Origin of the sequence: Bordetella flabilis (assembly GCF_001676725.1) — a bacterium.
In the GTDB taxonomy this organism is placed as follows: domain Bacteria; phylum Pseudomonadota; class Gammaproteobacteria; order Burkholderiales; family Burkholderiaceae_B; genus Bordetella_C; species Bordetella_C flabilis.
Genome location: NZ_CP016172.1, coordinates 290,763 through 313,573, shown reverse-complemented (window position 1 = coordinate 313,573; position 22,811 = coordinate 290,763). Strand labels below are relative to the sequence as shown.

Sequence of the window (22,811 nt, the reverse complement as noted above, 5' to 3'; positions counted from 1 at the left end):
TCCTCCTGTCCACGCGCAGACTCCACGCGTCATCGCGCCAGCTCCTCCGGCACCGCGCCGTACAGCTCGCCAGCCGCCGTGGCGCTGACCTTGCCATCCAGCAGGTCGCGCCGCAGCCGTTCGCGGGCGCGCAAGGCGGGCGACCCGTAGCCGCCGCCGCCGGGGGTTTCGATGCGGACGCTTTCGCCGGCGTCCAGCGTGATGCCGGCCGTCTTGGAAAACAGTTCCTCCTCGCGCGGCGTACCGTGGTTGCGCACCAGCCGCGCGCGCCTCCCATCCCGGCCCCCGTCCACGCCGGTGGCCACGCCGACGGTGTGGCTGTCCGAGCGCGCCGAGAACACGATGCCCGGCACCAGCGCGCGGATCTGCTTGGCGATCGCCAGTCCGCCGCGCGTGCGGCCTGCGCCGCCCGAATCCGGGATCATGGCGTACTCGTCCATCAGCAGCGGGTATTCGTTTTCCAGCGCTTCCACTGGCAGGTTGGAGGTGTTGGTCATGTGCACATGGATGGCGTCCATGCCGTCCATGTCGTAGCGCGCACCGGCGCCGCCGCCCAGCGTTTCCAGGTAGACGAACTCGCCCGCGCGCGCCGGCCATTTGCCGGAGAACACGATGGCCGGGCAGCAGTCGTTGCCCGAGGCCATGATCTTTTCCGGCGGCAGCAGGCCGCGGAAGGCCCCGAATATCGCGCCCGCGACCTTCTGCGCGGTGATGGACCGCGCGCCCACCGCCGCGGGGTGTTCCGGGTTGGTGATGGTGCCCAGCGGCGCCGAGATCTCGATGGGTGCGAACAGGCCCGCATTGGGCGCGATGTCCGGATCGAGCAAGGCCTTGACGGCGTAGTACACCGAAGCACGCAGCGCATTGACCGGCAGGTTCATCGCGCCGCGCGCCTGCTTGCCCGAGCCGCTGAAATCGAAGTGCAGCCGGTCCGGATGAACCGTCAGGGTGACCTGGATGCGCACCGGGTCGCCGCCGAAGCCGTCGTCGTCCAGATCGGAATGGAAGGTATAGCTGCCCTGCCTGAGCTCGGCGATGCGATTGAGCAGGCGACGCCGGGTATAGCGGATCACGTCTTCCACCGACTGCAGCACCGCGTCCAGCCCCATCTGCCGGATCAGCCCCTGCACCGCGGCCGCGCCGCGCCGGTTGGTCGCCATCTGCACGCGCAGGTCCAGCAGGCGTTCTTCGGGATCGCGGGTATTGGCGCAGATCAGGTTCAGCAGGTCCTCGTCGACGGTGCCGGCCCGCACGATGCGGCTGACGGGAATGCGCACGCCTTCCGCGAAGATCGACCCCAGGCCGCCGGCGATGGAGCCGGGCACCGGCCCGCCGACGTCCGAGTGGTGGGCGATGTTGGCCGCGAAAAAGCGCAGCGTGCCCTCCCAGAACACCGGGGTGACGATATTGATGTCGGGCAGGTGGCTACCGTTGGCCAGGTAGGGGTCGTTGCAGATGAAGACATCGCCGTCCTGGATGGTGTCCACCGTGTGGCGCTCCAGGATGGCGCGCATCGCCCCGTCCAGCGACCCCAGGTGCAGGGGAATCTGCGTGCCCTGCGCCACCAGCCGCCCCGCGGCATCGAACAGCGCCACGGAGCAATCCTTGCGTTCCTTGATGTTCGTGGAAAACGACGCCCGCACCAGCGTGTTGTTCATGTCTTCCGTGATCGACAGCAGCCGGTTGCAGAAGACCTCCATGCCGATCGGATCGGCCAGGTCCCCGGCCGCGCGAATGTGTTCAGCCATGTGCGTTGCCTCGCGGATGTGTTCAGCCATGGGAATTGCCTTGCAGGGTGATGATGAGGTTGCCGTAGTCGTCCACCACGGCGTGATGGCCGACGCCGACCACGGTGGTGGAACTCATTTCCTCCACCAGCGCGGGTCCCTGGAAGGACACGGCGGTGGGCAGGCGGGCGCGGTCGTAGACGGGGGTCTCCAGCCATCCGTGGGCGGCGCCGAAATAGGAGTCGCGCGTGCCGATGCGGGCGTCGGCCACCGTGCCCGAGACGGTGCGCGGGGACAACGGCGCCTTGATCACCTGGCCCTTGGCCTGCACGCGGCAATTGATGATCTGGATGGCGCGGTCGTCCACGTCGTAGCCGTACTCGCGCTGGTGCGCCTGCGCAAAGCGCGCCAGGAATTCCTGGAAGCCGCTTTCACCGGTGTCGTCCAGCGGCACCTGGACCTCGAAGTTCTGGCCCTCGTAGCGCGCATCGATGGCGCAGTGCGCGGCGCGCAGGCCCTGCGCCACGCCTTCGGCCGCCAGCCATTCATCGGCCTGCCGCCGCAGGTCGTCCAGGATGCCCGCCACGCGGGTCCAGTTGGCCGGGGTGGCCAGGGAGATTTCGCTGCGCACGAAATCGAAGGAGATATCGCTCAACAGGATGCCGCGCGCGCACATGGTGCCGGGCTCCTGCGGCACGATGACACGCGGTATGCCGCACTCCTGCGCCACCTCGACGGCATGCAGCGGGCCGGCGCCGCCAAAGGCGAACAGCGCGAAGCGGGACAGGTCGTAGCCGCGCTCGGTCGATACCGCGCGGATGGCGCGGCTCATGTTGGCGGTGGCGATGCGCAGGATGCCTTCGGCCGCCGCCTCGATACCCAGGCCCAGCGGCTGCGCCACCTTTTCCTGGATGACGCCGCGCGCGGCCTCGGCGTAGACGGGCATGCGGCCGTTCAGCAGCGAGACCGGATTCAACCGCTGCAGCACGATTTCCGCGTCGGTGATGGTGGGTTCGGCGCCGCCGCGGCCATAACCCACGGGCCCGGGCACCGCGCCGGCGCTATGCGGTCCCACCTTCAAGGCGCCGGCATCGTCCATCCACGCGATACTGCCGCCGCCGGCGCCGATCACATGGATATCGACCATGGGTGTCTTCACGGGATAGCCGGCCACGTGGCGATGCGAGGTGAACAAGGGCTTGCCCTCGACGATCAGGGATACGTCGGTGCTGGTGCCGCCCACGTCGAAGGTGACGAGGTTGGGGCTGCCGATCACGCGGCCCACCGCGGCGGCGCCCACCACGCCGGCAGCCGGGCCGGACAGGCAGGTACGCACCGGAAACTGCCGCACGCTGGCGATGGACATCAGGCCGCCGTTCGAGTGCACCGTGTGGGGTTCGTGAGCGATGCCCAGCTCGCGCACCCGCAGCAGGAAGCGCTCCAGGTAGCCGGCCATGCGGGGCCCGACCGCGGCGTTCAGCACGGTGGTGGACAGCCGCTCGTATTCGCGGAACTCCGGCAGGACTTCGCTGGACAGGCTGATGTACGCATCCGGCATTTCCTCGGCGACGATCTCGCGCGCGCGCCGCTCGTGCACCGGATTGCGATAGGCATGCAGGAAGCAGATCGTGACCGCGCCGATGCCATGGCTGGCGAAGTAGCGCGCAGCATGCCGCACCGCCTGTTCGTCCAGCGGCTCGCGCACCTCGCCGCCGGCCTGTATGCGTTCGGCGACCTCGATGCGGAACTGGCGCGGCACGGCCACGGGCGGCTTGCCCACGCTGTAGTCGTACAGGTGCGGACGGGTCTGCCGGCCGATCTCCAGCACGTCGCGAAAGCCCCGCGTGGTGATCAGACCCACCTGGGCTCCCTTGCGTTCGATGATGAGATTGGTCGCCACCGTCGTGCCGTGGCCGACATGCGACACCTGCGACGCATCGACGCCGTGGGTCTCCAGCAGGCCCGCGATACCCGTGGCGATCGCGCGCGACGGATCATCCGGCGTGGACGGCACTTTGTGAAAGTGCACGATCCCCGCGCCTTCGTCGATCATGGTGAAGTCGGTAAACGTCCCTCCGACGTCTATGCCGATACGGTACATAGGGTTCTTCCTGAAGAAAATAAAGGTTCCCCGGGCGGCCGCGCCAGGGCGTGGCCGCCGGTCCCAGACGATGGATCGTTGCGGTCCGCGCGATCGACCCGGACGGACCGATGCGGCGCGGATCATTCCAGGCCGGTCATCGCGCGCGCATCGCTTCCAGCCCCGTTCATTCGCGGGTCATCATTCCAGGCGGATCTGCGCCTGCTGGACCACCTTGCACCACTTGGCGGTGTCGTTCCTGATCATGGCGGCGAACGCGTCGCCCGCCGTCGACGACACCTGCGCACCGGTGCTTTCCAGATAGGGCTTCATGTCAGGGCCGTTCTGGACGGCGACGATGGCCTTCTCCAGGCGACTGGCGATCTCCGGCGGCAGGTTCGCCGGCGCGAACATGCCGAACCACACGATGGCCTCGAAACCCGGATAGCCCGATTCCGCCACGGTCGGCACATCGGGCAGCATGGCGCTGCGCTGCGCGGACGTCACCGCCAGCGCGCGCAACTTGCCTTCCTTGATGTAGGGGTAGGAGGTCATGACGACATCCATCATCATGTTGACCTGCCCGCCCAGCAGGTCGATCAGGGCCGGCCCCGATCCGCGGTACGGCACGTGAGTCATCGAAATGCCCGCCACGCTGGTGAAGGCGGCGGAAGCCAGGTGGTTGGAGGTGCCGGGTCCGTTGGACGCGTAGGTATAGCGGCCGGGGTCCTTCCTGGCGAGCGCAACGAAGGACTGCAGGTCCTGCGCCGGCAGGTCCTTGTTGATCACGATCACATTCGGGATGGTGGCGACCACGGCCAGCGGCGTGAAATCCTTGGCGGGGTCGTAGGGCAGCTTGGGATAGATGCACGGCGCGCTGCCGTGCGTGCTGACCGAGCCCATCAGGATGGTGTAGCCGTCGGCGGGCTGGCGGGCCACATAGTCGGTGCCCACCGTCCCGCCGGCGCCGGGACGGTTCTCCACGATGACATTGGCGCCCAGGTTCTTGCCCAGGCCTTCGGCCAGCTTGCGCGCGACCAGGTCGGTCGAGCCGCCGGCAGCGAACGGCACGACCATGCGGATGATTTTGTCGTTGGGCCAGGCCGCCATGGCCGTGGCGCTGGCGGCCGCCAGCACCAGGCCCGCCAGCAACCCACCACACCTGCGCAACATGCGAGTCTTCATGAACGTATTCCCCTTGTCTATGAATATCGGTTCCGGCGCGGCTCGTTGTCCGCTGGAAACCGGCCGATGCATTGCAGCAGCCATCCTAGGGCTGGGCCGGAGTCGGCGGCAGCCGTTTCCATTTATAGTCACATAAACGTCATTGATGCACCGGTGCGCTGCATCCACGGGACTGCCGCCATGAAACACCCCGACCTCAACCTGCTCGTGCACTTCGATGCCTTGATGACCTGCCGCGCCGTGTCGCGCGCGGCTGAGCAGGTCGGCGTCAGCCAACCCGCGATGAGCGCCGCGCTGAGCCGGCTGCGCAAGCTGTTCAACGACCCGCTGCTGGTCCGCGAGGGCGCGCTGTGGAAGCCCACGCCGCAGGCGACCGCCCTGCATCTGGAATTCCAGCCGCTGCTGGCGCGCTGGCAACGCGCCACCAGTCCGCGCCAGGACTTCGACCCGCGCATGACGGCGCGCACTTTTTCGCTGTATGCCACCGACTACATGCAGTTCACCGTGCTGCCGCGCGTGCTGCCCGACCTGGCACGTGATGCGCCGCATGTGCATTTGCGCATCATGCCGGCCCGGCCGCTGCATGGGATGAGCATGCTCGACACCAATCACGTCGAACTGCTGACCGGCTATTTCCCCGATCCGGCGCAGAACCTGCGCGCCCGCTTCCTGTATGAAGAGCCCGCCGTCTGCATCGTGCGGGAACAGCATCCCTGCTTGCGCCGGCGCTGGAACCTGGATAGCTACCTGCGCTACGCCCATGTCGACCTTTCCGCGCACACGGGCCACTTCAGCGTGGCCATCGACCGCATGCTGCAGACCATGAATCGCCGCCGCCGGGTGGCCGCGACCCTGTCCAGCTACATGGTTTGCCCCTATGTGGTCGCTGCTTCCGACCTCATCGCCACCATGCCGATGAGCGTGGCGAAGGCAGTGGCCCGGACCACCGGGCTCGCGCTGCTCGATGTGCCGCTGAAATTGCCGGTGATGTCGGTGTCGCTGTACTGGCACGAGCGCTACCAGGACGACCCGGGCCATGCCTGGCTGCGCCAGTACATCGCGGCGCGCGTCACGCAACCCTGAGCGGCCGCGCGGACGGCCAGGCCAGCGGCGCCTTGGCATCGATGATGCCGCCCCGTGCGGCATCGGAGGCACGCGGATTGCGACCGCCGCGTGATCGCCCACGCGGCAGGAGAACACCATGCGCATCCGACTCAAACCCATCGCCGAGCAGGTCATCGTGATCACCGGGGCCTCCAGCGGGATCGGCCTGGCCACCGCCATGCTGGCCGCCCATCAGGGCGCCCGGGTCGTCATGGCGGCGCGCAGCCGCAGCACCCTGGAGCATGTCGCCCAGGAAATCGTGGCCGGCGGAGGCAACGCGGTCGCCGTGGCGGCCGACGTGGCGGTGCGCGAAGACGTGGAGCGTATCGCGCAAGCCGCCGTGGATCGCTACGGCCATGTGGACACCTGGATCAACAACGCGGGGCTGTCCATCTACGGCCGCCTGCACGAGGTTCCGGAAAAGGACGCCAGGCGGCTGTTCGATGTGAACTACTGGGGCGTGGTGCACGGCTCGCTGGTCGCCCTGCCCCTGCTCAAGAGCAGCCAGGGAGGCGCCCTGATCAATGTCGGCAGCGAGGTCTCCGACGCCGTCGTGCCGTTGCAGGGCATGTACGCCGCCAGCAAACATGCCGTGAAAGGTTTTACTGATGCATTGCGCATCGAACTGGAGGCTGACGAGGCCCCGATCTCCGTGACGCTGGTGCAGCCCACCGCGGTGGATACCCCGTTCCCCGAGCACGCCGCGAACTACATGAGCCAGGCGCCGAAGTTGCCTACGCCCATGATCGAAGCGCAGAAGGTCGCGAGCGCCATCCTGGAAGCGGCCACGGATCCCACGCGCGAAGTCAAGGTTGGCGCGATGTCGGTACTCAACACCGCGATGTTCAAGCTGTTGCCGGGTCTGGCCGACCGCATGGCGAAGAAGCAGATGGGCCGCCAGCAACGCAACGCCGCGGCCTATCCGCGGCCCGGTACCCTGTACGAACCCGGCGAAAGCGGCGAAATCACCGGGTTCGGCGATACCAATGCAGCCGACCCGGACCAGGCGATGCAATCCAACAAGCGCTCGCCCGTCTGACCGTCGCCGGCACGCCGTGCCGGCCCCAGGTGTCTCCGCCGCCCGGTCCCCAGGTTCGATGCCCGCATTCCCGCGGGCTCGCCTGTACCGGCGATTCAGCCACGGCAACGCCGTGGCATTTTTTTTCACGGCTCCCGCTGCGATTTGCCGGTACGGACAGGCGCCCGGCAGTTCCCCCGAAGGGGCGATTGGCCCCGCCTGCCCTTTTACCGCTAGACTTGCCGGGATATCCGTCGCGCGCGCGCCCTGCTCAACCACAACCGCACTGGGCGGACCCACGACACGACGGCCGCCGGCCCACGAGAAATCCATGAACGAACCCGCCATTCCCGACAAACCGTCCCTCGCCCTGCAAGGCGACCGGCGCCTGGAGCTGATGCTGCGCGCCATCAAGGACTACGCCATCTACCTGCTGGACCGGGATGGCTATATTGTCAGCTGGAACGCCGGCGCGGAACGGTTCAAGGGTTATACCGCCGACGAGATCATCGGCCAGCATTTTTCCCGCTTCTACACGGATGAAGACCGGGCGAGCGGCCTGCCGCAGCGCGCCCTGGCCACCGCCGCCGCCACCGGCACCTACGAGGCCGAAGGCTGGCGGGTGCGCAAGGACGGCACGCGGTTCTGGACCAGCGTGGTGATCGACCCGGTGTACGACGACGACGGCTCCCTGATCGGCTACGCCAAGGTCACCCGCGACATCAGCGACAAAAAACGGGCGCTCGAGGCGCTGTTCGCCAGCGAGCAGCGTTTCCGCCTGCTGGTGCAGGGCATACGCGATTACGCCATCTTCATGCTCGACCCGGACGGCCGCATCACGAACTGGAACGCCGGCGCCCAGGCGATCAAGGGCTACAGCGCGGCGGAGATCATCGGCGAGCACTTTTCGCGCTTCTATACCCCGGAGGATCGCGCCCGCGGCGAACCGGCCCGCGCACTGGGCACGGCCCTGCGCGACGGCAAGTTCCTGGGCGAAGGCTGGCGCATGCGCAAGGACGGCACGCGCTTCTGGGCCAGCGTGGTGCTGGACCCCATACGGGACGAGCGTGGGCATCTGATCGGCTTCGCCAAGATCACGCGCGACGTGACCGAACGCCGCGAAGCCCAATTGGCGCTGGACCGCAGCCGCGACGCGCTGAACCAGGCGCAGAAGATGGAAGCAATCGGCCGCATCACGGGCGGCGTCGCGCACGACTTCAACAACCTGCTGACCATCATCCGTTCATCCGCCGAGCTTCTGCGGCGTCCGGGATTGCCGGAGGCCAGGCGCGCCCGATATATCGACGCGATCGCCGATACGGCCAACAAGGCGGCGCAACTGACACGTCAACTGCTGGCCTTCGCCCGCAAGCAGCCGCTGCAGCCGGAAGCCTTCCTGGTCAGCGAACGGTTGCGCGGCCTGGAGCACATCATCCGTACCTCGGTAGGCTCGCCCGTCAAGCTGCACTTCGAGCTTCCCGACGGCATACGCGCGGCCGAAGCGGACCCGAACCAGTTCGAAACCGCCGTGCTGAACATCGTCATCAACGCGCGCGACGCCATGCCGCGCGGCGGCCATCTGACCATTTCGGCCAGACAGGTGGACCGCATCCCGTCAGTGCGCAACCATTCCGGCGCCCAGGGCGACTTTGTCGCGGTGTCGATCACCGACACGGGCACGGGTATCGAACCGGGCACCCTGCGCCGAATATTCGAGCCGTTTTTCACCACCAAGGCCGTGAACAAGGGTACCGGCCTGGGCTTGAGCCAGGCCTATGGCTTCGCCAAGCAATCCGGCGGCGAAATCGACGTCAGCACCCGGGTGGGCGAGGGCACCACCTTCACGCTATACCTGCCCTGTGCCAAGATCGACGCAATCCCACGGCAAGAAGCCGAGACCTCTGTGCACGCCAGCACGCCGGACGGCATCGAGCCGCTGTCGGTCCTGCTGGTGGAAGACAACGAGACCGTGGGGCGCTTCGCGCTGGGGCTGCTGAACGAACTGGGCTTGCGGGCAAACTGGGCCACCGATGGACAGTCGGCGCTGGCCCTGATGGAACAGCGCAACGGCGGCTTCGACCTGATGTTTTCCGACGTCGTCATGCCGGGGATGAACGGCGTCGAACTGGCCTCCACGGTGCGCAAGCGCTGGCCCAGCGTGCGGGTAGTCCTGACCAGCGGCTATAGCCATGTGCTGTCCGAACAGGGCATGCACGGCTTCGACTTCCTGGCCAAGCCCTACTCCGCCGAAGCGCTCGTGAAGATCCTGCACCTGCCCACGCCGGGCAGCACGGGGGACGCGCCGGCCGCGGCCTGATACGCCGCGCGCACGGTACGGGGTTTGCTGCCGGCAGGGCTTCCATTTCAGGAAGCCCTGGCGCTTCCATTTGCCCGGAGGTTCCCCATGCAAACCATCCTGCCCGACATGCAGCGCTGTATCGACGAATGCCTGAATTGCTATCAAAGCTGCCTGGGCGGGGCGATGCGGCACTGCCTGGAAGCCGGCGGCCCGCATCTGGCCCCCGACCACTTCCGCCTGATGATGGCCTGTGCGGAAATGTGCCGTACGGCCGCCCATTTCATGCTGCTCGGCGTACCGCACCACCGCCACACGTGCGCGGACTGCGCCTCGCTGTGCCGGCAGTGCGCGGACAGCTGCGACAGCCTGCGGGACATGGACGAATGCGCCGCCATGTGCCGTCGCTGCGCCGATGCCTGCGAACGCATGGCCGGCACGGCGGGCGCGACGGCAGGCCGTCCTTGACGGCTTGATGGCCAATGCCCCGGCCGGCCGTGCTCAGGCCAGCAGCCCGCTGGCGCGCCGTACCTGCCGCGCGATCCCCTGCTCCAGCACGCCTTCGCCTCCCGGGCTCAGCACGGTCAGGAAGGCGCGGGCGCGGGTGATGCCCGTATAGAGCAGCTCCCGCGTCAGGATCGGGCTGAGCCGCTCCGGCAGCACGACGGCGGCATGCTCGAATTCCGAACCCTGGGACTTGTGCACCGTCAGCGCGAAGACGGTCTCCACGGCCTGCAGGCGGCTGGGGAGCACCCACTTCACCCGTCCGCTGCCGTCGGTCATGGGGAAGGCCACGCGCAGGGCCGCGGGCTGGTCGGGGGCGCGCGGCAAGGCCAGCGTAATACCGATGTCGCCGTTCATCAGGCCCAGCGCATAGTCGTTATGCGTGACCAGCACCGGACGTCCGGCGTACCAGTCGCCCGCACCCGCGATCAGGCCCTGGTCGCGCAGCAACTGGGCCACGCGCCGGTTCAATCCCTCCACGCCCCAGGGGCCGTGGCGCAAGGTGGTCAGCAGTTGGAAAGCGCCATGGGCCTGGAGAACCGCGCGGGCCCAGTCGTCCAGGGCTTCCTGGTCCGCATCCAGGCCCGGCGTCCGCTCGCGTAGCACGCGCAGGTAGTTGGCATATCCCTGCGGGCCGTGCAGGGCGCCAGGCGCGCCGGCCGGCTCCTGCCGCAAGGGCCCGGCCGCGGCAAGTTCGAGTTCCGTCTGCGCCTGCCCGTTCAGCACCAGGGCGGCGAAGTGGCGATCGCACTCGCGTCCCGCCAGGCGGGCCACGCCCGCGTGCGGCTGGCGCCAGAACCGGGCGACCGCCGCGCGATCGCCGGCGTTGACCGCGGTGGCCAGCCGGCCGATGCCGCTGTCCGCCGCGAAACGATGGCTGTGACGCAGCATGACCACCGCCTGGTCCAGGTCTGTTCCGTCGGCATCGACCAGCGCAGGATCGACTTGCTCGCCGGTCACCTCCGCCAGCCAGTCGCGCGTCGCCGGGGTATAGCGGCCGGCGTGCGCCTCGCGGCACAGGTCGGCCAGCACCGCGCCGGCCTCCACGGAGGCGAGCTGGTCCTTGTCGCCCAGCAGGATCAGGCGCCCCCGGGCGGGCAGCGCCTGCAACAGCGCCGCCATGGTCTCCAGGTCGATCATCGACGCCTCGTCCACCACCAGCACGTCCAGCGCCAGCGGGTTGTCGGCATCGTGCCGAAAGCGACGCGAACCGGGCCGGCTGCCCAGGAGGCGGTGCAAGGTGGAGACCTCGGTAGGAATGGCCGCGCGTATCGCCACGCCGGAGGACAGGTCGCCGACCGGCAGCCGGGCAACCGCCCCGGATATCGACTCGCTCAGGCGCGCGGCCGCCTTGCCGGTGGGCGCGGCCAGCCGGATGCGCAGGGGCCGCGGCGGATTCGCGCCGCCGTGCGCGCCATCCAGCGCCAGCGCTTGCAGCGCGGCAAGAACCTTCACCACCGTGGTGGTCTTGCCGGTGCCGGGTCCGCCCGTGATGATGGTGAAGGCGCTGCGCGCCGCGGCGGCGCAGGCGATCTTCTGCCAATCGGCGCCGCTGCGCGCCGCGCCCGCCGGCGGGGCAGCCGGGAACAAGGCATCGAGCAGGCGACGCAGGCGCGCGGCGGGCAAGGCCGCCTGCAATTCCGGATTGCGTGCCAGCCGCGCCATGATCCCGGCATTGATGTCCTGCTCGTACTGCCAGCAGCGGCGCAGGTAAAGGCGCTGCTCCACCCGCACCAGCGGCGTCGCGCCCGGGCCCTGCCCCACCAGGACGGGCAGGTCCAGGGCCGCCTGCCAGCGCGACAGCGACACGTGTTCCAGCAGCGCGGCGGGCGAGCGAGCGGCTGCTTCGCCCGCCGCCAGGTCGGCGCCCTCGGGCGGCAGCGCCAGCGTCATCTCCGGGTCTTCCAGCGCGGCGCCCAGGTCCAGGCACGCATGTCCGTGCGCCAATTGGTGGCTCGCCAGCAGGGCGCCGAAAATCAGCAGCGGCGGCGCCTCCGGCACCTCCGTCCACAGAAAGCGCGCGAAGACCGCGTCGAGCTGCCGTATCCAGCCCTGCGCCGTCCAGGCGTCGAACAGGGCCAGCAGTTCCTGCGTGGCGGCGGCCGCATCGTTCGACAGGCCGGCCCGACCGGCCCCGGACCGGGCGCCGGGGCGCAAGCCATGCGCAAGACCGGCGGCGTCCGTGGAATGGCCATGACCGGCGGCATCTTCCGGACCGGCACGGCCGCCGCCAGGGGCCGTGGGACGGAACAGCAGGGGGCGGAACATCAGGCCACCTCCCGCGGCGCATCGGCGGCGAACAGCCGGTCCAGCGCCTGCACCATGGCGGCCGGGGGCCGCTGCGCGAACACGCCGGCGTGCGGCGACCGCATGCCGCGCAGGAAAACATAGACCGCGCCGCCCACGTGCCGGTCGTAATCGTAGTCCGGCAGGCGGGCGCGCAGCAGCCGGTGCAGGGCGAACACATACAGCGCGTATTGCAGGTCATAGCGGTGCGCCAGGACGGCGTCGCGCATCGCGGCCGGCGTGTAGGCCGCGTCGTCCGGACCCAGGCGGTTGGACTTGTAGTCCAGCACGTAATACCGTCCTTCGTGCTCGAAGACCAGGTCGATGAAGCCCTTCAGCATGCCGTTGATGCGCGTGGATTCGAGCTGCGGCCGCGGCGCGTCGTCCAGCGTGTACGCGCGAACGATGCGATCCAGGCGGCGTACGTCCACGTCGTCGGCGGCCAGCCAGAACTCCATCTCCGGGATGGCCTGGTCCAGTCCCGCCAGGGTGGCCGGCCTCACGGGACCGGCCGGCGTATCGGGCAAGGCCATGGGACGCGCAACGGCATCGAGCAGCCACTCGGTGATCGGGTCCGTCCATGCCGACCAGTCGCGTACCTGGCAGCGCCGCGCCACCGCATCGCGCACGCGCTCCGGCTGCGCGGGCAGCGTATCGAAGCCCTGGGCGGCGGCCCACTCCAGCAGTTCGTGAAAGAAGGTGCCGGCCTGCGCCCCAGCGGGAACGGCGTGCAGCGCCGCGGCGCCCGCGGATCCGCCACGCGGCGCCCCGACGGCGCGCGCGATCGCGTCGCGCGGATCGCCATCCGGCATGGGGCCGGCATCGAGCGTTTCCTGGAAAACGTCTTCCTGTGCGGTTTCCGGCGCGGCCTCGGGATCGGCATCGCCCCGGACAGAACGCAGCGACGAATAACTGGCGATCCACCAGTGGTCGCGCACGGCGCGTCCCATGGCGCGCGCACGGCCATCATGCCGGGGCCCGCTGTCGGCGCGATAGACATAGGACGGCGGCTCCGGCGCCTGCCGCACCGCGATGCAGGGATGCCCGCCCTGCCAGGCCGCAAGGGCGTCCGGCAAAGGCAGTCCGCGCGCGGACTCTCCGGCGCCGATCAGATAGCCGAACGCGCTGAGCTCCAGATTCGCCAGCGGGGCCAGGCCCACCCACGTGGCGTAGCGCGCACGTGTCAGCGCCACGTACAGCTTGCGCAGGTCCTCGCCCAGGCGCTCGCGATCGGCGCGCGCGTGGCCGTCGGCATCCGTGGATAGCGCAACCTTCAGGTCGCCCCGGTCATCATGCCAGGACAAGGGCACGGCGTCGGCCGGCACCGCGCGAAACGCCGCGGCGTAGGGCAGGAAGACCAGCGGATACTCCAGCCCCTTGGATTTGTGCACGGTGATCACCCGCACCAGGTCGGCATCGCTTTCCAGGCGGATGGTCAGGGCATCGTTCTCTTCGCCCTGTTCGGCGGCGTGGCGCATTTCCGCCAGATAGCGGATCAGGCCGTGTTCGCCATCGATGCCCGCGCTGGCCTGCTGGAGCAGTTCGGCGATGTGCAGAAGGTCCGTCATCGCGCGCTCGCCGCCGGTGCCGCCGTCGTCGGACTGGTGGATGGCTTGCAGGTCGGGTCGGGGATCGCCTGGAACATCGTCTTCAAGGTCGGCGTGCAGGTCGGCCGGCACACCGATCGCGCGGCCCCCGCCCAAGTGGCGCGCGGGCACGTCGAAGTCGTCGAGCAGGCGGCGCAGCATGGGCAGCACGCCCTTCTCGCGCCAGGCGCGCGCATAGGCGCGGAACTGCTGTGCACGAGCTTCCCACGCCAGCTCGTCATTGCCCAGGCGGTCCAGTTCATGCCAGGGCACGCCCAGCATCGGCGTGGCGAGGGCGGCGCGCAATGCGCGCGCATCGTCGGGCTCGGCGCAGGCGCGCAGCCAGAACTCGACCTGCGTGGCCTGGTCGCTGGCGAACACGGATTGCCGTTCGGACAGGTAGACGCTGCGCACGCCCCGGCGCGACAGTGCGCGCCGTATCGCGCGCGACTGGCGCCCCGTGTCGACCAGCACGGCGATGTCGGCCGGACGCAAGGCGCGCGGCGGGTCGGCCTGCGCGCCGCAGAAAGCCGCACGGCCATCGCGGCTCATGGTCAGCAGGCGCACGATCTCGCCCGCGCAGGCATCGGCCATCGTTTCCAGGTAGGCGCCCGCGCCCACCGGCTTGCCGTCCTCGCCGGCCGGCAGCCACCAGGCCGTCAGGGCCGGCACCTCGGCTTCCTGCGCTCCTTCCCGCACGATCAGGCGGTCCGGACGTCCATGCGCCTGCGCGGACACGAAAGGGACCGGGTTGCCGTCGGCGCGGCGGAACAGGAAGGCGCCTTGGCCATCGGGACGGCGCTCCGCCGTTTCGAAGCAGTGGTTGACGGCCTGCACCATGGCGTGCGTCGACCGGAAATTCGTCTGCAAGGCATACAGGCGGCCTTGCACGGCGGCGCGGGCCCGCAGGTAGGTATGGATATCGGCGCCGCGAAAGCCGTAGATGGCCTGCTTGGGATCGCCGATCAGGATAAGCCCGGTGGCGCGGTCGTTGCGCGCGACGCGATAGACGGCGTCGAAGATCCGGTACTGCACGGGGTCCGTGTCCTGGAATTCGTCGATCAACGCGACCGGGAACTGGCCGCGCAGCGTCGCCGCCAGCGCGTCGCCGCTGGGACCGGCCAGTGCCGCATCCAGCTGGTCGAGCAAGGCATCGAAACTCATCTGCGCGCGTTGCGCCTGTTCCTGCGCGAAACGCCGGCTGACCCACGCCGTGGCATGGCACAGCACATCCTGCCGTGCCTGCGGCAGCGCGCGGGTGCGTTCGCGCAGTTCGGCCAGCGCGGCGAAGGCGGGATGATCGGGCGGGTCGCCCTTCCAGGCCTCGCCCAGGCCCGGCCCCAGGCGTTGCCATGCGGTATCGCTCAGGACGGGGGCGTGCGCGTGCGGGTCCTCGCTCCAGGCCGCCAGGCTTTCCAGCCATGGCACGTAGTAGCGGGCCTGGAGCTGGCGGCCGTTGACGCGCTTGCGCGCGACACCGTCATCGAAGAGCGCGCGCAACGCCGGCAGCCATTGCGGCCAGGGCTGCTTCAGTTCGTCCAGCATGGCCTGGCGCCGCTCGCGGGCGGCGCAAAGCAGCACCTCGGGATGATCCGGCGCCTTGAGCTGCGGCGCGTATTTCAGCACCGTCTGCAACTGTGCCTGCAGGGCCTCCGGCCCGGGCCACCAGGCCCGCACCTCGGCGGCGGACACGGCATCGAGCGGCGCGATATGGGTGCGCCAGTAATCGCGCACCACCTCGGCCAGCAGCGGCGCCGTGTTCTGCTCCAGCGTCTGCTGGAACAGGCTGTTGCTGTGGAAGGCGTGCTCTCGCAGCATGCGATTGCACCAGCCGTGGATGGTGCTGACGGCTGCCTCGTCCATCCATTCCACCGCCAGCTGCAGCTTGCGTGCGCAGGCGGCCCACGCCTGCGGCGGATAGTCGGCGCGCAGATCGTGCAGCGGATCCTGCCCCGGCGGCAAGGCCGCCACCTGGGCCGGATCGGCCAGGAAATATGCCGCCGCCTGCGCCAGCCGCGCGCGTATGCGGTCGCGCAGCTCCTGCGTGGCGGCTTCGGTAAAAGTGACCACCAGGATCTGCGGCGGCGTCAGCGGCCGATCGTAGCCGTCCGCGCCGCCGTGTCCCAGCACCAGGCGCACATACAAGGTGGCGATGGTGTACGTCTTGCCGGTGCCGGCGCTGGCCTCGATCAGGCGGCTGCCATGCAGCGGAAAGCGCAGCACGTCCAGCGGCGTGGCCGCCATGCTGGCCAGGGTGGGCCTTGCGTCAGGCATCGTCGCCCTCCATGCCGGCCGCTGCCGGCCTGCCCTTGTTGCGGTCGGCGTAAAGCGCGGCGCGCATGGGCCGCAGCCAGGCCTGGGCCAGCGCGAAGAATTCCCCGCTGCCCGTCAATGACGCGAAGTCGGGGTAGACCGCGCGCAGGTAAGCGCTGCCGTCCACTTCGCCGCGGGTTTCCACGCCGCCTTCGTAGACCTTGCGCGCGGCCTGCGCGGCGGCCGAGGCCTGCAGCCCCTGCGCGTCCGCCAGCGGGTCTTCCTCGTCCCCGGGGGGCGCCGGATGGCGCGTCAGCCACTCGAAGGCCGCCGCCGCCGCCAGGGGCAGCGGACGGCGCATCCCCATCTGCCAGGCATGCAGCCAGGTGCGCAGCATGCGCAGGGCCAGGGCGGGATCGAGAGGCGGGAACACGACGTCGCCGGCCTTGCTGACCACCACGGTGGTGGCCTCGCCGCCCGCCAGCTGGGCGGCGACATGGGCCACCCAGTGCGGCACGATGCGCGTCGCCCGGTACTTGCCCTTGGGAATCAGGCTGCTGCTGTCGACCAGGATGCGGCATCGCTGTCCCGCATCGTCACGGCGCCAGGCGCCCAGGCTGTCTTCCAGCGCGGGCGCATCCCCGTCGGCGGCCACGGCCAGCAACGCGTCGCCCTCGAGGGCATGGGGCCAGCGCTGCAGCGCCTTGCCATGGCGATCGAGCATATCGTCCAGGGGCTCGACGAGTTCGCTGGCCGTCAGCGCGCCGAAGGCCCCGTCGGGCAGGGTGCCGGCGCGGCCGATACGCGCCAGTTCCGCCTCGCGGCTGGCATGGGGGTCCGCGCCGCTTTCCAGGGCGCGCGACTGCGCGCGGATCAAGGCGTCCTGCAACTGCCATTGCTCCAGGGAGTCCGGCACGAAAGGCTCGATGTCCTGCGCCGCGGCGTCGTCCAGCACGAAGCTGACCTGCAGCCGTTGCCGGAAGAACGCGTCCACAGGCGCCCGCACGAAGTCGGCCAGCTCGCGCAGGCGCAGCGGCTCTTCGCGCGCCAGCGGCGCCAAGGGCCGCGCCACAGGACGCGCGGCATTGCCCACGCCATGCCATTCATGCGCATAGGTGAAAAGGCCGCCGGCGCGCGCGGCCGCCAGCGGGTCCGGCGGAAAGTAGGCGGCGCTGAAGGGTTGAAGACGATGCTCGGTCGTCAGCGCCGACAGCAGCGCATCGTCGGGCGAGGCCGCATCGGTATCTTCATCGGAGGCGCCCTGCGCGCCGGCCAGGCGCCAGCCCGTGGCGAGATGGTCGCGCAACTGGCTCACCAGCACCGAGGGCGGTCGCGGCGTGTTGTCGCGCACGCTGCGACCCACCCAGGACACATAGAACCGGTCGCGCGCGGACAGCAGGGCCTCGAGGAACAGATAGCGGTCGTCCTCGCGCCGCGAGCGGTCGCCGGGCCGGTAGTCGCACGCCATCAGGTCGAAATCCATGGGCATGCGGATGCGCGGATACTCGCCGTCGTTCATGCCCAGCAGGCAGACGATGCGAAACGGGATGGCGCGCATCGGCATCAAGGTCGCGAAGGTCACCGCACCGCCGAAAAAGCGCTGCGACAGCCCGCCCTCGTCCAGGCGCGACAGCCAGTGTTCGGCCACCACGGACAGCGGCAGGGACTCGTCCACGCCCCCTTCCGCGCAGATCTCCAGCCATTCCTGCAGCGCCGCGTTCAGTTGCTGCACGGTATAGGCGTCCGCGCTCTCGCCGGGCAGGAAAAACCGTCCCAGCAGCGCCGCGAGGCGCTCGCCCCAGGCCGAAGGCAGGGCGGGCGTGCCGAGTTCGCGCCAGGTCTGCTCCAGCGCGTCGATGACAGCCGTCAGCGGCCCCAGCAGCGCGGCATCCAGGCCGCCGATATCGTCGTACGGCTCGATGCCGTTCCAGTCGCCCGCGCCAGCGCCGACCGCATAGCCCAGCAGGATGCGGCGCAGGCCGAACAGCCAGGTGTTCTGCGCGGCCGGCGTTCCGCTGGAAGGCAGCCCCAGGGCCTGGCGCTGGTCGTCATGCAGGCCCCAGCGGATATTGGCGCCGCGTATCCAGGCATGCAGCAGGGCCAGCTGGTCCTCCGCGATGCCGAAGCGCCGCCGCACCGCCGGCACTTCCAGCAGGTCCATGAACTCGCTGACCGAGAAGCGCGCGCGCGTCAATTGCAGGAGTTGCTCCAGCGCGTGCAGCAAAGGGTCGGCGTGGCGCTTGCCGCGATCGGCAATGGTGTATGGGATCGCGCGCCTGTCGTCGGCGTCGTGCAGGCCGAAGGCGGCCTGGATGTGCGGCGCGTAGGCCTCGATATCGGGGACCATGACGATGACGTCGCGCGGACGCAGCGCGGGATCGTCGTCGAAGGCGGCCAGCAGCTGGTCGTGCAGGATCTCCACTTCCCGCTGCCGGCTGTGTGCGACATGGAAACGGATGGACGCGTCCCGCGCCGTGTCCACGGCTGGCCAGCGCGCGCGTGTTTCGCGCAGCGGCCGCAGGTCGCGGATATCGTCCTGCAGTTGCCGCAGCAGCGTGTCCTCCCCGGCGGAACCGAACAGATCCAGCCGCCGCGGCTGCTCGCCCATCGCCGCCGACGCGCGCGCGCGGGCGTCGGCACTGTCGTGCTCGTCCAGCAGGCCGATGAAATCGCGTCCCTGCTTGCCCCAGGCCGCCAGCAGCGGATGGGCGTGCAGATGCAAGGCATCCTCGGCGATCCGGGGCGGACTGCCGTGGCGGCGCGCCTGGCGGGCCTGGGTGGCGCGCAGCAGCTCCTTGCCTTCGATAATGTCTGCCCAGTAGTGCTCGCAGGGATTGTTGACGCACATCAGCACCTGGATCCGGCGCGCCAGCACGGCCAGCACCTCCAGCGACTGGCGCGGCAAGGTGGATATGCCGAAGACCACCAGGCGGCGCGGCAAACCCGGCAGCACCGTGTCGTCCGGCAGCGTCGCGGCCCGTTGCAGGAAGGCGGCATGCACCGCGGCGCGCCCGTCCGAAGAAGGCGCCGCGCCCACCGGCGCGTCCAGCGCCTTTACGTCGTCCAGGATTGCGCGCCACAGCGCTGCCTGCCAACGCTGGCCGTCGGGCAGCGGCAGGTCGGGGCCCGCATCGCGCGGCAGCGTGTCGCGCCCCGCCGCCCAGGCCGCCAGCCAATCGGCGCGATACACCTGGTACTGGTCGAAGACGTCGGCCAGCCGCTCCGCCAACTGATAGCGCTTGCGGCAGTCCGCGTCGTCCTCCAGGAAGCGGCGCAACGGAGCGTACACCGGCTGGTCCATCACTTCGGGCAGCACACGCATCAGGCGCCACATCAGGCGCGGCTTGTCGAAAGGCGAGACTTCCGGCACGGCGGCCGCACCCAGTACCGCGCGATACGCGCGCCACAGAAACCGGGCCGGCAACAGGAACTCGAAGGCCGCCGCGATGCCGGCCCCGCCCCCAGGTCCATCGGCTTGCCTGTCGGCGGCCAGCGCCAGCTTCAGCCATTGCGCGATGCCGCTGCTTTGCACCAATACGACCTCGCGCTCCAGCGGCGCCAGAGGGTGGTCGCGCATCCACGCAACCAGCACGTCGCGCAGCGACTCCGACAGGTTGCTGTGGATGACGATCAGGCCAGGCGGCAGGGACGGCACGGGCACGTGGCGGATACCAGGGTGTACGCAATCCGCAACGATAACGCGGATCGCCGGGATCGGCCGGCGCCGGCCGCCCGGCGATCCTGCAGCGGCGGCGGAAAAGCGGCAAAATGCGCCAACTCTTCTGGGACGATCCGGCATGATCCGTTTGGACGACTTGGCCCTGTTCGTGCGCGCAGCCGCGCTCGGCAGCTTTTCCCACGCCGCGCGCGAGGTAGACCTGCTGCCTGGCCAGGTCAGCGCGGCCATCAAGCGCCTGGAAACGGAATTGGGCATCCGCCTGTTCGCGCGTTCCACCCGCAGCCTGCGCCTGACCGCCGAAGGCGAGCATTATCTGCCCTATGCCAAGAACGCCCTCGACGCCCTGCGCGAAGGCAGCGAGTGCCTGCGACCGCAGGATGCCGCCCAGTTGCACGGGACCTTGCAGATCGCCGCGCCTTCGGATATCGGGCGCAACCTGATCCTGCCCTGGCTCGCCTCGTTCCGCCGCCAGCATAGCGGGCTGACCCTGCGCCTGTTCCTGTCCGACGGCATCACCGACGTTTTCCGCGATCCGGTCGATATCGCCCTGCGCTACGGCCAGGTCGCCGACGCCAGTTTCATCGCGCTGCCGGTGGTGCCGGACAACCGGCGCGTATTGGTTGCCGCGCCCGCCTACCTGGAACGCCATGGGCGTCCGGAGGACATCGCCGCGCTCGGCCAGCACAACTGCCTGCTGTACATGATGCACGGCCGCCCCTACGACAAGTGGCGCTTTGGCGATAACGGCGACCGCCATGTCGTCCCGGTGTCCGGCACGCTGCTTACCGATGACGCGGACGCCGTGCATCGCTGGGCCCTCGCCGGCGAGGGCATCGCCTACAAGTCATGGCTGGACGTCGGCGCCGACGTCCGGGCCGGCCACCTGGAGCTGGTGCTGCCGCACGTCCCCGGCGAACCGGCGCCCTTCAACCTGATCTGCCCGCACCGCAAGCAGTTCTCCCCCGCCGTCCAACTGCTGCATAGCGGACTGAAGGCGTATTGCACCCCGCTGGCGGAGGACGCGCCGGCGCGCCGCACCTGAGCGGCGATGCCGGAACCGCGCAAGCGCGCGGAAACGGCATCCGCGCGGCGTGCCTAGGCCTACTGCGTTGCGCCCGCCCGCCTGCGGCGCCTTTCACCCATCCGCCAGGCCCAGCATCGTGGCCAGGCTGTCGGATGCCGGCTGCTGCACGATGCTGATATGCGCCTCCAGGTCGCGCAGATGGCGGTCCATGGCGCGTATGGCGCCCGCGGTATCGCCGCGTTCGATAAGGTCCACCACGAGCACATGTTCGTCATGCTCGCAGGTCGCGTTGCCCGGCGGCTGGAACACCGCCACCACCAGCGCGCAGCGCGAGACCGTCTCGTCCAGATAGCGTTGCAGCATCGGATTGCGCGACAGCGCCGCGAGCTTGACGTGGAAGGCACTGGCGAGCACGGCCCACTGCGCCTGCGCGCTGCGGTGCAGGACCCGGTGCTCTTCCCGCAGATGCCTGCGCAGCGCCGCATAGTCCGCGCGCGTGGCGTGACGCGCCACCAGCGGCACGATCGCCGCTTCCAGTGCGCGGCGCGCCTCGAACAGCTTGGCGACTTCCTCGCGCGTGGGCATGGCGACGATGGCGCCGCGATTCGGGCGCAACTCGACGACATGGTCGCGCGCCAGCCGCTGCAGCACCTTCTGCACCATCAGCCGGCCCACGCCGAAGAGCTCGCACAACGCCGCTTCGGGCAGCTTCGTCCCGGGCTTCAGCCGCTGCGCCAGCACGCTCTGCACCACGGCCTGGTAGATATGCGTTTCCGTATCGCCTTCGTGGGCACCTGGTATTCCGTCGGCGGGCACGCTGGCGACCGGCGCCAGGGGTTCCGGCCGGACCCTCGGCCGTCCGCGCGGCCTGGCGGCCGTGGTGGCGGCCTTCCCCGCCTTCTTCATGCCGCGCGTTCCCCGGTCCGGGCGTCCGTGTCCAGCGTCTCGACATGCCGGCAAATCGCGCCCGGCGTGGTCAGCCAGATACCGCCGCGGTCGCGCGCCTGCGCGATATGCGCGAGCGCGCGCCGCAGGTGGCGCAACCGGTATGGCTGGCCCACCAGATAGGGATGCAGCGCAATGCCCATGACCAGCGGCTGGCGCGCCGACTGCGCCAGCATCTCATCGAAGTTGTCGATGATCATCTGCGCGAAATCCTTCGCGTCCATCTGCCGCGCCACGATCATCGGGATGTCGTTCAGCTCCTGGGGATAGGGAATGGACCAGAACGGCTGGCCGCCGCGCGTACGCATGCGCACGGGCTGGTCGTCATGCGCCCAGTTCAGCGTATAGCGGTAACCCGTTTCCGCCAGCAGGTCCGTCGTCACGCGCGACTCGGCAATCCAGGGCGACAACCAGCCGTCGGCTTGTCCGCCCAGCGCCGCGATGCGGTCGCGGCAATGTTCCAGCAGCATCCGCTCCTGGGCCTCGGGCAGCGAGCTCTGGTGGTCCGAATTGGTGTGGCCATGCCCGATCAGTTCGTCGCCGCGCCGCAGGCAGGCCTCGATCAGCGAGCCGCAATGGTCGAACACCGACGTATTGGCGATGATTCCCGCCGGGAAGCCCAAGGCGTCGAACAGTTCCAGGCAGCGCCATGCGCCCACGCGGTTGCCATACTCGCGCCACGAGTAGTTCAGCACGTCGGGCTCGGCGAGCGCCGCGCCCAGCTTGGCCCCCAAGCCTTCGCCAAAGGCGAAATGCTCGATGTTGAAACCCAGGTAGACCGCCAGCCGCGCACCACCCGGCCACGCGTAATCGGCACGTTCGGCGATGGGCGAATAGTCGAAGCGGTCGTGTGTCGCCAGCGTGTTGAAACGAGAGAGTGTCGTCATTGGAGTCTCGGTCCTGCGTGGGATGCGCCGCCACGGTGCGCGATGCACGGATCGCGGCACGCCGTGCACCGCATTGACGCCTGACCGCTCGTCGCATGCGTGACGCGGGCCGCCGGGCGCCGCCACATTATCTCCAATCCGATATTTTTTGCCGACAAAAATTCGCGCAGATCGCTGACAAAAATATCCGTCGCATCGCCGCGCTTCGCGCGTCCTGAAATTGGCATGGTTGTTGCA

At 69.4% G+C, this 22,811-nt stretch carries 13 protein-coding genes; 5 read left to right on the top strand and 8 right to left on the bottom strand.

All coding sequences use genetic code 11. The features are described 5' to 3' along the window. Window positions 1-29: 29 nt before the first annotated feature. The 3 genes from BAU07_RS01420 to BAU07_RS01410 all read right to left on the bottom strand — a co-directional run bounded on the left by BAU07_RS01420 (window position 30) and on the right by BAU07_RS01410 (window position 4,992). Window positions 30-1,748 (bottom strand): hydantoinase B/oxoprolinase family protein, encoded by a 1,719-nt coding sequence (locus tag BAU07_RS01420; protein WP_066664516.1) that lies wholly within the window; start codon window positions 1,746-1,748, stop codon window positions 30-32. A 22-nt stretch (window positions 1,749-1,770) separates the two neighbouring features. Further along, the gene (locus BAU07_RS01415; RefSeq protein ID WP_066653064.1) at window positions 1,771-3,828 is read right to left on the bottom strand and encodes a hydantoinase/oxoprolinase family protein; all 2,058 of its coding nucleotides are present in this window, start codon (window positions 3,826-3,828) and stop codon (window positions 1,771-1,773) included. Window positions 3,829-4,008: 180 nt separating this feature from the next. Further along, window positions 4,009-4,992: a Bug family tripartite tricarboxylate transporter substrate binding protein gene (locus tag BAU07_RS01410; protein ID WP_066664512.1), complete on the bottom strand. Its 984-nt coding sequence runs from the start codon at window positions 4,990-4,992 to the stop codon at window positions 4,009-4,011. A gap of 180 nt (window positions 4,993-5,172) precedes the next feature. Between BAU07_RS01410 and BAU07_RS01405 the strand changes: the two genes are divergently transcribed. The 4 genes from BAU07_RS01405 to BAU07_RS01390 all read left to right on the top strand — a co-directional run bounded on the left by BAU07_RS01405 (window position 5,173) and on the right by BAU07_RS01390 (window position 9,878). Next, a complete protein-coding gene (locus BAU07_RS01405; protein WP_066653062.1) occupies window positions 5,173-6,075 on the top strand; it encodes a LysR family transcriptional regulator in 903 nt (300 codons plus the stop codon). Between the two features lie 118 nt (window positions 6,076-6,193). Next, a complete protein-coding gene (locus BAU07_RS01400; protein ID WP_066653060.1) occupies window positions 6,194-7,135 on the top strand; it encodes an SDR family oxidoreductase in 942 nt (313 codons plus the stop codon). A 310-nt stretch (window positions 7,136-7,445) separates the two neighbouring features. Then, window positions 7,446-9,431 carry a hybrid sensor histidine kinase/response regulator gene (locus BAU07_RS01395; protein WP_157121909.1) on the top strand — a complete coding sequence of 662 codons (1,986 nt, stop codon included), beginning with the start codon at window positions 7,446-7,448 and terminating at the stop codon, window positions 9,429-9,431. Between the two features lie 87 nt (window positions 9,432-9,518). Next, window positions 9,519-9,878 (top strand): four-helix bundle copper-binding protein, encoded by a 360-nt coding sequence (locus tag BAU07_RS01390; RefSeq protein ID WP_066653054.1) that lies wholly within the window; start codon window positions 9,519-9,521, stop codon window positions 9,876-9,878. Between the two features lie 33 nt (window positions 9,879-9,911). Here the strand turns inward: BAU07_RS01390 and recD are convergent, their stop codons facing one another. The 3 genes from recD to recC are packed head-to-tail and all read right to left on the bottom strand — an operon-like array spanning window position 9,912 to window position 19,700. Further along, a complete protein-coding gene (gene recD, locus BAU07_RS01385; protein WP_084025074.1) occupies window positions 9,912-12,182 on the bottom strand; it encodes an exodeoxyribonuclease V subunit alpha in 2,271 nt (756 codons plus the stop codon). Next, window positions 12,182-16,060, bottom strand: coding sequence for a UvrD-helicase domain-containing protein (locus BAU07_RS01380; protein ID WP_066653052.1), 3,879 nt, complete (start codon window positions 16,058-16,060; stop codon window positions 12,182-12,184). Before BAU07_RS01380 ends, recD begins: the two co-directional genes overlap by 1 nt. After that, window positions 16,053-19,700: an exodeoxyribonuclease V subunit gamma gene (recC, locus tag BAU07_RS01375; RefSeq protein ID WP_232338223.1), complete on the bottom strand. Its 3,648-nt coding sequence runs from the start codon at window positions 19,698-19,700 to the stop codon at window positions 16,053-16,055. Before recC ends, BAU07_RS01380 begins: the two co-directional genes overlap by 8 nt. Before the next feature lie 136 nt (window positions 19,701-19,836). Between recC and BAU07_RS01370 the strand changes: the two genes are divergently transcribed. Next, window positions 19,837-20,760 (top strand): LysR family transcriptional regulator, encoded by a 924-nt coding sequence (locus BAU07_RS01370; RefSeq protein WP_066653049.1) that lies wholly within the window; start codon window positions 19,837-19,839, stop codon window positions 20,758-20,760. A gap of 93 nt (window positions 20,761-20,853) precedes the next feature. Here BAU07_RS01370 and BAU07_RS01365 read toward each other — a convergent pair whose 3' ends face one another. Continuing rightward, window positions 20,854-21,648, bottom strand: a complete 795-nt coding sequence (locus tag BAU07_RS01365; RefSeq protein WP_066653046.1) for a GntR family transcriptional regulator — start codon at window positions 21,646-21,648, stop codon at window positions 20,854-20,856. Continuing rightward, the gene (locus BAU07_RS01360) at window positions 21,645-22,574 is read right to left on the bottom strand and encodes a polysaccharide deacetylase family protein (RefSeq protein WP_066653043.1); all 930 of its coding nucleotides are present in this window, start codon (window positions 22,572-22,574) and stop codon (window positions 21,645-21,647) included. Before BAU07_RS01360 ends, BAU07_RS01365 begins: the two co-directional genes overlap by 4 nt. Window positions 22,575-22,811 lie beyond the last annotated feature (237 nt).